Origin of the sequence: Hydrocoleum sp. CS-953, from assembly GCF_002260545.1 — a bacterium.
Lineage (GTDB): Bacteria > Cyanobacteriota > Cyanobacteriia > Cyanobacteriales > Microcoleaceae > Trichodesmium.
Genome location: NZ_LGSU01001321.1, coordinates 1 through 9,910 on the forward strand (window position 1 = coordinate 1; position 9,910 = coordinate 9,910).

Consider the following 9,910-nt stretch of genomic DNA (forward strand, 5'->3'; position numbering starts at 1 on the left):
TTATATAACTGTTTAATTCTTATTCCTAAATAATATTAAAGTTTGTGTTACTACTATATTTTTCTTAGTAGATAACACAAACTTTTTTTTTGAAATACAGCAGATTTCATATCATATTAATTCGTTATAAAAAAATCTTTCATCTTTAGCCATTAGCAAATATTCCCAAATTACAGCAGTTTCCGAAGCTATGAGGTACAGTTGTTTTTATTCTTTTCTATTCCCTCCATACCTGTTCCCTCCATACCTATTCCCTCCATACCAGTTAAGTGTTCCCTCAAACCTAAAATTTTGTACCTCATAACAGCGGGAAGCGCTGTATATTCCCACCTCACTCCTATACGGGCGATTTCCTACGGAATGCTCCTAATTACGCGTTTACGAAGTATTCAGGAACGAAAATCGCCCCTACGACTAGACTTTTTCAGAAAATTATAGATAATTCTAACCGAAAAATTTGGGTCTCAAGCTTCCTCTTTTAAGGGGATAAAAAAGGAAATTTTGCTTGAACTGGAGGTACTGATAACTGAAAAGACTTCTGACTCCTAAAATTTGACTTCCGCTACTATCTAAAGTTCATATTAAAGAAGAGCAACCTCCCGCTGAAGCCCAAATAGAATAGACCCTAGGCATATCCAGAATAGAACTAAAGTTGCCTTTGCAACTAGCCTATTGGCTGGAGCTATTCAAGATGGAGGAATTTTATAGATATGGTAAATGCCCAAACTGGGGAAGACCTCCACATTCGTCTGGAGGAAACACAAGCATTAGACCGTGATTGTACAACCTTATCACGTCATGTCCTACAGCAACTTCAGAGCTTCTCACCAGATGCTCAAGATATCAGCGCCTTAATGAATCGAATTGCTTTGGCAGGCAAATTAATCGCTCGTCGTCTAACCCGCGCTGGATTAGTCGAAAATGCTTTAGGGTTTACTGGCACAGTCAATGTCCAGGGAGAATCCGTCAAAAAGATGGATATCTATGCCAATGATGTATTTATCTCGGTATTTAAGCAAAGTGGCCTTGTCTGTCGCTTGGCATCCGAGGAAATGGAAAAACCCTATTACATTCCAGAAAATTGCCCAATTGGTCGCTATACCTTGCTTTACGATCCTCTAGATGGCTCCTCTAATCTAGATACTAATCTCAATGTGGGGTCTATTTTCTCAATTCGCCAACAAGAAGGCAATGATGAAGATGGTTCCGCTAGAGATTTACTTCAAAGTGGACGTAAACAAATTGCTGCTGGTTATATTTTATATGGCCCTAGCACAATGTTGGTGTATTCAATTGGCCGGGGGGTTCACGCATTTACTCTTGACCCTAGCTTAGGTGAATTTATCCTTGCTAATGAGGATATCAAAATTCCAGATCACGGCCCAATTTATAGTGTGAATGAGGGTAACTTTTGGCAGTGGGATGATTCTATGCGGGAGTATATCCGCTATGTTCATCGCCATGAAGGTTATACCGCCCGTTATGGTGGTGCATTAGTGGGAGATTTTCATCGAATTTTATACCAAGGTGGGGTATTTTTATACCCAGGTACAGTGAAAAAGCCAGAAGGAAAATTGCGTCTACTATATGAATCAGCTCCAATGGCTTATTTAGTGGAACAAGCTGGTGGTAGAGCTAGTACAGGAACAGAAGAAATATTAGATGTATTAGCAGAAGAACTTCATCAACGGACGCCATTGGTTATTGGTAGTAAAGAAGACGTGGCACTTGTTGAGTCTTTTGTTAAAGAGCAAAAACGTATTTCTAATCAAGGTTAACAACTTGAATTAGGTTGTAGAGTTAAATTTGTTGCAAGCAGAATACAAATTGTATATAGACTTCACTTCTGCAACACCTCAATAATAAAGAAGTTTTGAAGACCTGCAGTAGCACATAACAGCTTAGTTATTCTTGAGAAGTATCTAAAAGTACAAAAAACTCCAACAAAACATAGTAGGAATTAAGGTAATAGCTATGACAACTAATCATTTGCTAGAAATAGAAAACCTAGGCCAGAGTATCTGGATGGATAATCTGAGTCGCAATATTATTGAGTCTGGGGAACTCAAGAGTATGATTGTCCAGAAAGGGATTCGTGGTATTACTTCTAATCCCGCGATATTTGAAAAGGCGATCGCTGGTAATGCTATCTATGATGCAGATATTGAAGCTGGTATCAGTGCTGGTAAGTCAGTGATGGAAATATACGAGTCTCTTGTATTTAAGGATATTCGTGATGCTTGCGATATTTTCATGCCAGTTTATGAACAGACTAATGGATTAGATGGTTATATTAGTATAGAGGTTCCACCAACTATTGCTAAAGATACAGAAAGTACCATCAGCGAAGCAATTCGTTATTATACTGCTATTGGTCGCGAAAACCTAATGATTAAGATTCCAGGTACACCAGAAGGTTTACCAGCAGTAACGCGAGTTATTAGTGAAGGGATAAATNGATATTCGTGATGCTTGCGATATTTTCATGCCAGTTTATGAACAGACTAATGGATTAGATGGTTATATTAGTATAGAGGTTCCACCAACTATTGCTAAAGATACAGAAAGTACCATCAGCGAAGCAATTCGTTATTATACTGCTATTGGTCGCGAAAACCTAATGATTAAGATTCCAGGTACACCAGAAGGTTTACCAGCAGTAACGCGAGTTATTAGTGAAGGGATAAATGTAAATGTCACTTTGCTTTTCTCCGTAGAAAGCTATGTAAATACAGCCTGGGCTTATATTGAAGGTTTAGAAGCTAGAGCTGCTAAAGGAGAGGATATTAGTAAGATAGCTTCTGTAGCAAGTTTCTTTCTCAGTAGGATTGATAGTAATATTGATGGTACAATTGATGGAAAACTCAAGAATGTAGCAGATGAAACTGTCAAGGCAAAACTAGAAACAGTCAAAGGAAAAGTAGCGATCGCTAATGCCAAAATTGCCTATCAAGAATACAAAAAAATAATTCAAGGCGATCGCTGGAANGAGGATATTAGTAAGATAGCTTCTGTAGCAAGTTTCTTTCTCAGTAGGATTGATAGTAATATTGATGGTACAATTGATGGAAAACTCAAGAATGTAGCAGATGAAACTGTCAAGGCAAAACTAGAAACAGTCAAAGGAAAAGTAGCGATCGCTAATGCCAAAATTGCCTATCAAGAATACAAAAAAATAATTCAAGGCGATCGCTGGAAAGCTTTATCAGCAAAAGGCGCAAAAGTACAAAGACTGTTATGGGCAAGCACCAGTACCAAAAATCCAGCCTATAGTGATGTAATGTATGTTGACGAATTAATTGGACCTGATACAGTTAATACCTTGCCTCCCCAAACCATAGATGCTTGTGTTGACCATTGTCATGTTGACAACCGAGTTGAGACAAACTTTGAGGCAGCAAAAGAAGTCATAGAAAGTCTCAAAGATCCTGAGATTAATATCAATATTGACCAAGTAATGGACGAACTCCTAGCAGAAGGGATCGACAAATTTATCAAACCTTTTACTTCCCTAATCAACTCCCTAGAAGAAAAAGTTAAAAAATTAGCACCTGTTTCAAGTTAAATAAATCTGATTTCATCAGCCAAAACAAAAAAAAGTAAGGTTTGACTGATGACCTACAATGGGAATTAAGTATTAGGTAAGTCGAATTAAACGTTAAAAAATTCTAAGGGCGGGTTTAGCTGAAAGCCTTAAAAAATTAGCAATGTAGTCCTAAAAACCCGCCCTAGTAAGTTGCATTTATTCATAACTGACTTACTTAATGTAGTTAAATACGCTGAATTATTGAATAATTTGGTATAATAAACATTGTACATAAATATAGTCATATATAGTCAAATATCTTCGTTTATTGGTACATGCATAGCTACTAAATATTTGACAAAATTTAATAATCCTCGACGCCCTTAAGAACGGGGTTTAAATCAAATAAAAACTAATAAATTCTCAGAGCCTAATCGTAATTTTAACTCCTTGATTTATGAAATTAGTTGAGAGACATATTATTCAACCAACACATCGGTTTTATGCTGAAATTGACCGGCTGTGTTTCTTGTCGAAAAATCTCTATAACTATTCTAATTATTTAGTTCGGACCTCTTGGATATTTGAAAAGAAAAATCTATCCTACTATGACCTACAAAAAACACTTTCTACTCAAGCAGACNGTTTTATGCTGAAATTGACCGGCTGTGTTTCTTGTCGAAAAATCTCTATAACTATTCTAATTATTTAGTTCGGACCTCTTGGATATTTGAAAAGAAAAATCTATCCTACTATGACCTACAAAAAACACTTTCTACTCAAGCAGACTATAAAGCAATGCCAGAATCGAGTATCTCAACAAATCTTGATGATACTAGATAGAAACTGGAAAAGCTTTTTAGCCGCGAATGAAGTTTTTAAAGAAAATCCATCAAAGTTTAAATCTCGTCCTCGTCTTCCGAAATATAAAAATAAAATAACGGGAAGAAATATTATAGTTTACACTAAACAAGCTATCAGCAAGAGGCAACTAAAACAAGGAATTATTAATCCCAGTAAAACTGGCATTTATCTAAAAACATTAGTGCCTACTTCACGCTCTTAAACAAGTTCGTCTCGTCCCTAGACTTAACCATTATGTAATTGAGGTAGTTTATGAGAAATGCGAAAAACAATACGACCTAGAGAAAAATCGTTGCGCCAGTATTGATATTGGGTTAAACAATTTAGCTACATTTTCATGTCGGCGACAGCCGAAACTTTTAAGGGTGCCGGAATCAAACCCAAGAGTGATAAATGGCAGACCCTTAAAATCNTTATCTAAAATCATTAGTTCCTACTTCACGCTCTTAAACAAGTTCGTCTCGTCCCTAGACTTAACCATTATGTAATTGAGGTAGTTTATGAGAAATGCGAAAAACAATACGACCTAGAGAAAAATCGTTGCGCCAGTATTGATATTGGGTTAAACAATTTAGCTACATTTTCATGTCGGCGACAGCCGAAACTTTTAAGGGTGCCGGAATCAAACCCAAGAGTGATAAATGGCAGACCCTTAAAATCTATAAATCAATACTATAATAAAATTAAAAGCTTACTACAATCTGAACTTCGGGAAAATCAATCAAGCCTGAGACTGAAAAAGCTTATGTTAAAAAGAGAATTTAAAATTAATGCTCCAATACGCGTATTGCATCTCGTTTGATTATTGATACTTTAATTAATCAGATGCAGAGGAACTCTGATAATTGGGCACAATGAAGAGTGGAAGCAGAAGATAAATTTAGGGAAAATAAATAATCAAAATTTTGTATCTGTTCCCTATAAAAAGTTAATTGAAATGTTATCTTATCAAGCCAAGATGGTAGGGATAGATGTGATTATTACAGAAGAATCTTATACCTCCGCATCAAGTTTTATAGATAATGATTTGATTCCAGTTTACAAAAAAGGTCAGAAAAGAAGAGTCAACTTTTCACCGAAAAGAGTAAAGCGATGCAGCGCCGCCAAAGGGGGTTTCCCCCATGAGCGACTGCATCAAGACAAAGAGGAATGCAATCGTACTGCCAACAAAGGATTAATCAATGAGTAAAGTGAACGGTTCTCTAAACATAATGAAAAAAGCAGTCCCAAATGTCTTTGACCATGGGATAGAGAAGCCAGTGCGTTGGGCGGGTCTCCCGACAGTCACGCAACTGGCGTGGTGTTGTAGTGCCTCCTGGGTCAGAGCTGCGCTAACACGAGCGTCAGGATAACGCCTGCAATGCAGGAGGATTAGTCATATTTGACATTTTTATGAACTATACAAAGATTCATAGTAAACAAATAGCTAAATTTTTGATTAAATCAAAAAAACCAGACACTTCAACAAAAACAAAAAAGCTTCTATAGTAATTAATTAGAAGGAGTAAACATAGATGGTAGCATTATTAGAAAATCCTCTGCGGGTTGGATTACAACAAGACCGGATTCCCGAACCACAGATTTTAGTAATCTTCGGTGCATCCGGCGATCTAACCCAAAGAAAACTCGTTCCAGCATTATATCAAATGAAGCTAGAACGGAGACTTCCCCCTGAACTAACAATAGTTGGAGTGGCACGCCGAGAATGGAGCCATGACTACTTCCGCGAACAAATGCGGACAGGAGTAGAAGACTTTGGTGGTGGCTTACAATCTGAAGAACTCTGGAATGACTTTGCCAAGGGGATTTTTTACTGTCCTGGTAACATAGATAAACCAGAAGATTATCAAAAACTCAAAGAACTTTTGAGTCAACTGGACGAAGAGAGGGGTACGCGAGGTAATCGTGTATTTTACTTGTCTGTAGCTCCCCGATACTTTGGAGAAGCTACTCAACAGTTAGGGGCAGCCGGAATGTTAGCCGATCCTAAAAAGCACAGATTAGTAATTGAAAAGCCCTTTGGTAGAGACCTCAGTTCAGCTCAGGTACTCAACAAAATTGTGCGTCAAGTTTGTCCCGAAGAGCAAATATATCGCATCGATCACTATTTAGGGAAAGAAACCGTTCAAAACTTAATGGTATTTAGATTTGCTAATGCCATTTTTGAACCCCTATGGAATCGTCAATTTGTTGATAATGTGCAAATTACTGTTGCAGAAACAGTAGGATTAGAAGGACGTGCTGGATATTATGAAACATCAGGCGCCCTGCGGGATATGGTACAAAACCACCTGATGCAGCTATTCTCCCTCACAGCAATGGAACCTCCTAATTCCTTAGATGCTGATAGTATTCGCAACGAAAAAGTAAAAGTAGTTCAGGCAACCCGTCTAGCAGATTTAGAACACCTCGAATATTCGGCAATTCGCGGTCAGTATACCCAAGGTTGGATGAAAGGTAAAAATGTTCCAGCTTATCGGGAAGAAGGAGGAGCAGATCCTAACTCCACCACACCTACTTATGCAGCACTGAAACTTAATGTTGATAACTGGCGTTGGAAAGGAGTACCATTTTATTTGCGCACTGGCAAACGGATGCCCAAAAAAGTGTCAGAAATCGCAATTCAGTTTAAAGAAGTGCCATATCTGATGTTCCAGTCCGCAGCTAAACAAGCTAACCCTAACGTATTAGCTTTGCGCATCCAACCGAATGAAGGGATATCGATGCGCTTTGAAGTTAAAACACCAGGTAGTTCTCTGCGAACTCGCTCAGTAGATATGGATTTCCGTTACGATACAGCTTTTGGTAAGCCCAGTACAGATGCTTACAGTCGATTGTTAATAGACTGTATGTTAGCAGACCAAACCCTATTTACTCGTGGCGACGAAGTAGAAGCATCTTGGCGAGCATTAACACCAATACTGAGTATCTGGGATGCTCCCGCTCCACCAGAAGTAATACCTTTGTATGAAGCAGGTAGTTGGGGACCAGTCGAAGCCGAACTGTTGCTCAACCGAGATGGTCGTCGTTGGCGCCGACTTTAAATCAGTTATCAGTTATCAGTTATCAGTTATCAGCGATCAGTTTTTAGTAGTTGTAAACAAGTAATTTCCTTAAATTCAAGTGACAACATGACTGGTTACTGATAACTAATACCCTTTGGGAAGTATTATAACCAACTTTTAACTGATAACTAACAAGTTACATTTAGAACTGTTATATCAAATCCGCTTGGTACGGTNGTTGTAAACAAGTAATTTCCTTAAATTCAAGTGACAACATGACTGGTTACTGATAACTAATACCCTTTGGGAAGTATTATAACCAACTTTTAACTGATAACTAACAAGTTACATTTAGAACTGTTATATCAAATCCGCTTGGTACGGTTCCCGAGAAATCGGGGTAACAAGAAACCGGGTTTGTAGGAGGTAAATGGTAGGGACGTTTCACTGCGTGACATGTTTGCGGAGCATTCCGGAACGGAAAACGCATTTTTGCCTGTGCAACATCCGTACAAGGGCATTTTATACAAACCCGGTTTCTCTGCTTTTTTATACCGATACTACCAGATTTGATATTATATAGGGGTTTAACTTTTGACTATTAGATTTCTCATTATGTAGAAATTTTTGTTAGGAAAAAGAAGCCTACTTAATAACCACCAGGTTTAACGCAAGCATCACCAAAGAACTTAAGCATTTACTAAAAATGAGTACAACACTTGTTGCCTTACAACAACCAAAAGATATCTCTCTCGGTGAAATTGAGGCAGAACTAAATAAAATCTGGCTCAGTCAAAGTGGAGGCAAGTCAGCTTCCATTGCTACCAGAGCAGCAACTTTCAGCATGGTAATCTACGAACCCGAAGAATTCCAGCAACTTTTGGCTGGTTTTGGATTCTACAAAGGTGAAATAGACGGTATTAATGGAACAGCAGCTCGTGAAGCTATTAAGGAAGCTCAAAAAGCTTATGGATTACCAATTACAGGTAGAGTAGACTCTGAAACTCTTGCCAAGTTACGCTCAGAGTGGGCTGCAAAATCACCAGAAGAAAAGCAATTCTCTAATATAGATGTCAGAGGATTTAGTATAAGTGATGTTATCGCAGATCAAAATCCCTGTCGAGTTATTACATTGTGTCCTACCTTCGGAGAAGATACAGGGGTAACAGCTCAAGTTTCTGCTTACTGTCCAGTTCAGAAAAAGCAGTCTTCACTAATTTGTTGTGAATATATTACCCTACGCGGAACTAAAGAAGCATTAGAACGGGTAAGTGATGTCGTAACATCATTAATGATTCCCGATCTACCCAAGTTTGTTTGGTGGAAAGCTACCCCCAACCCAGAACAAGAACTTTTCGCTCGTCTATGCAAAACTAGCAACTGTATTATTCTCGATTCATCTTACTTTAGCGATTCAGAATCAGAATTTCTCAAAATGCAGGAGTTGGTTGAGGAGAAAACATATATTGCCGACTTAAATTGGCATCGTCTGTCTGCATGGCAAGAATTAACTGCTGCTACATTTGATCCGCCAGAGCGTCGTGCTTCTCTGAGTCAAATTGATACAATTACTCTTGACTATGAAAAAGGGAACCCAGCACAAGCATTAATGTTTTTAGGTTGGTTCGCTAGTCGTCTTGATTGGCAACCTACAACTTATACTAAAACTGGTGGTGATTATGACATCATCCATATTAAGTTCACCACTCCTAACGACAAGGAAATTTTAGCAGAATTGGCAGCAATTCCTACTGCTGACTATGGTGAAATTCCTGGAGATTTAGTGGGACTGCGTTTAGACTCTAGTAATCCCAATGCAGGTTGTTGTACTATTTTGTGTTCTGAAACCACTGGTTGTATGCGATTAGAGTCAGGTGGTAATGCCCAGTCTTGTCATACAGAGCAAGTTAGTGCTTTAAGCGATCAGAAGGCAGAATATTTGATGGCTCAACAGTTACAACGTTGGGGACGAGAGGTATTATATGAAGAGAGTTTAGCTGTAACTGCTGAAATTCTCAAATTGCGTTAATTTGGGCAATATAAATATCTGCCAAAATTAATATTTTTCTGAAACAAAAATGTAGAGATTTTCTATGGAATTTCTCTACATTTTTGAATGAATAAATATAATGTAGGGGCGATTTCCTACGGAATGCTCCGCAAACGCGAATCGCCCCTACACAAATCGCCCCTACACAAATCGCCCTAAAACAGAATTTGATCAAATTACATTTCTCTAATGCGATCAAAATTTTCGTTATCTTCATGCCATTAAGGATGCAACATTGTTTTTTTCTACACAGGCAAGATGGCTGTTATACGAATATATGGCTTTTATATAGAATCCGGTTATATAGTATATGTTTATAATTCTATCTAGACTTCAATATTCAATATTCAATCTTCAATCTTCCTATCTCCCCATCTCCCCATCTCCCCCAAATATATAATAGAGTTGTTGGGAAATAACTTAGATTACAAAAAAAATAAAATGAAAACAGATATATTTAGTTAG

Annotated in this window: 7 protein-coding genes and 3 pseudogenes; all 10 read left to right on the plus strand. The window is 37.9% G+C overall.

The features are described 5' to 3' along the window. Nucleotides 1-710 precede the first annotated feature (710 nt). The 10 genes and pseudogenes from fbp to opcA all read left to right on the plus strand — a co-directional run bounded on the left by fbp (nucleotide 711) and on the right by opcA (nucleotide 9,424). Nucleotides 711-1,778: a class 1 fructose-bisphosphatase gene (fbp, locus tag AFK68_RS24275; RefSeq protein ID WP_094675779.1), complete on the plus strand. Its 1,068-nt coding sequence runs from the start codon at nucleotides 711-713 to the stop codon at nucleotides 1,776-1,778. 196 nt (nucleotides 1,779-1,974) lie between these two features. Then, the coding region (locus AFK68_RS24280; RefSeq protein ID WP_305778155.1) for a transaldolase family protein at nucleotides 1,975-2,457 on the plus strand (483 nt) is incomplete at its 3' end. A 1-nt stretch (nucleotide 2,458) separates the two neighbouring features. Next, nucleotides 2,459-2,988, plus strand: a pseudogene (locus AFK68_RS39665) (transaldolase family protein); the annotation flags it as partial. 1 nt (nucleotide 2,989) lies between these two features. Next, a pseudogene (locus tag AFK68_RS39670) lies at nucleotides 2,990-3,565 on the plus strand (transaldolase family protein); the annotation flags it as partial. A 418-nt stretch (nucleotides 3,566-3,983) separates the two neighbouring features. Continuing rightward, nucleotides 3,984-4,169, plus strand: a pseudogene (locus AFK68_RS35485) (RNA-guided endonuclease TnpB family protein); the annotation flags it as partial. A gap of 183 nt (nucleotides 4,170-4,352) precedes the next feature. Beyond that, nucleotides 4,353-4,592, plus strand: a complete 240-nt coding sequence (locus AFK68_RS39675; protein WP_210407594.1) for a hypothetical protein — start codon at nucleotides 4,353-4,355, stop codon at nucleotides 4,590-4,592. 285 nt (nucleotides 4,593-4,877) lie between these two features. Then, a complete protein-coding gene (locus AFK68_RS46320) occupies nucleotides 4,878-5,192 on the plus strand; it encodes a transposase (protein ID WP_094675783.1) in 315 nt (104 codons plus the stop codon). Nucleotides 5,193-5,231: 39 nt separating this feature from the next. Then, on the plus strand, nucleotides 5,232-5,579 hold the full coding sequence (locus AFK68_RS24300; protein ID WP_305778156.1) for an IS200/IS605 family accessory protein TnpB-related protein: 348 nt from the start codon (nucleotides 5,232-5,234) through the stop codon (nucleotides 5,577-5,579). A 325-nt stretch (nucleotides 5,580-5,904) separates the two neighbouring features. Further along, nucleotides 5,905-7,434, plus strand: coding sequence for a glucose-6-phosphate dehydrogenase (gene zwf, locus AFK68_RS24305; protein ID WP_094675787.1), 1,530 nt, complete (start codon nucleotides 5,905-5,907; stop codon nucleotides 7,432-7,434). Nucleotides 7,435-8,101: 667 nt separating this feature from the next. Then, nucleotides 8,102-9,424: a glucose-6-phosphate dehydrogenase assembly protein OpcA gene (opcA, locus tag AFK68_RS24310; RefSeq protein ID WP_094675789.1), complete on the plus strand. Its 1,323-nt coding sequence runs from the start codon at nucleotides 8,102-8,104 to the stop codon at nucleotides 9,422-9,424. The last annotated feature ends 486 nt before the right edge of the window (nucleotides 9,425-9,910 follow it).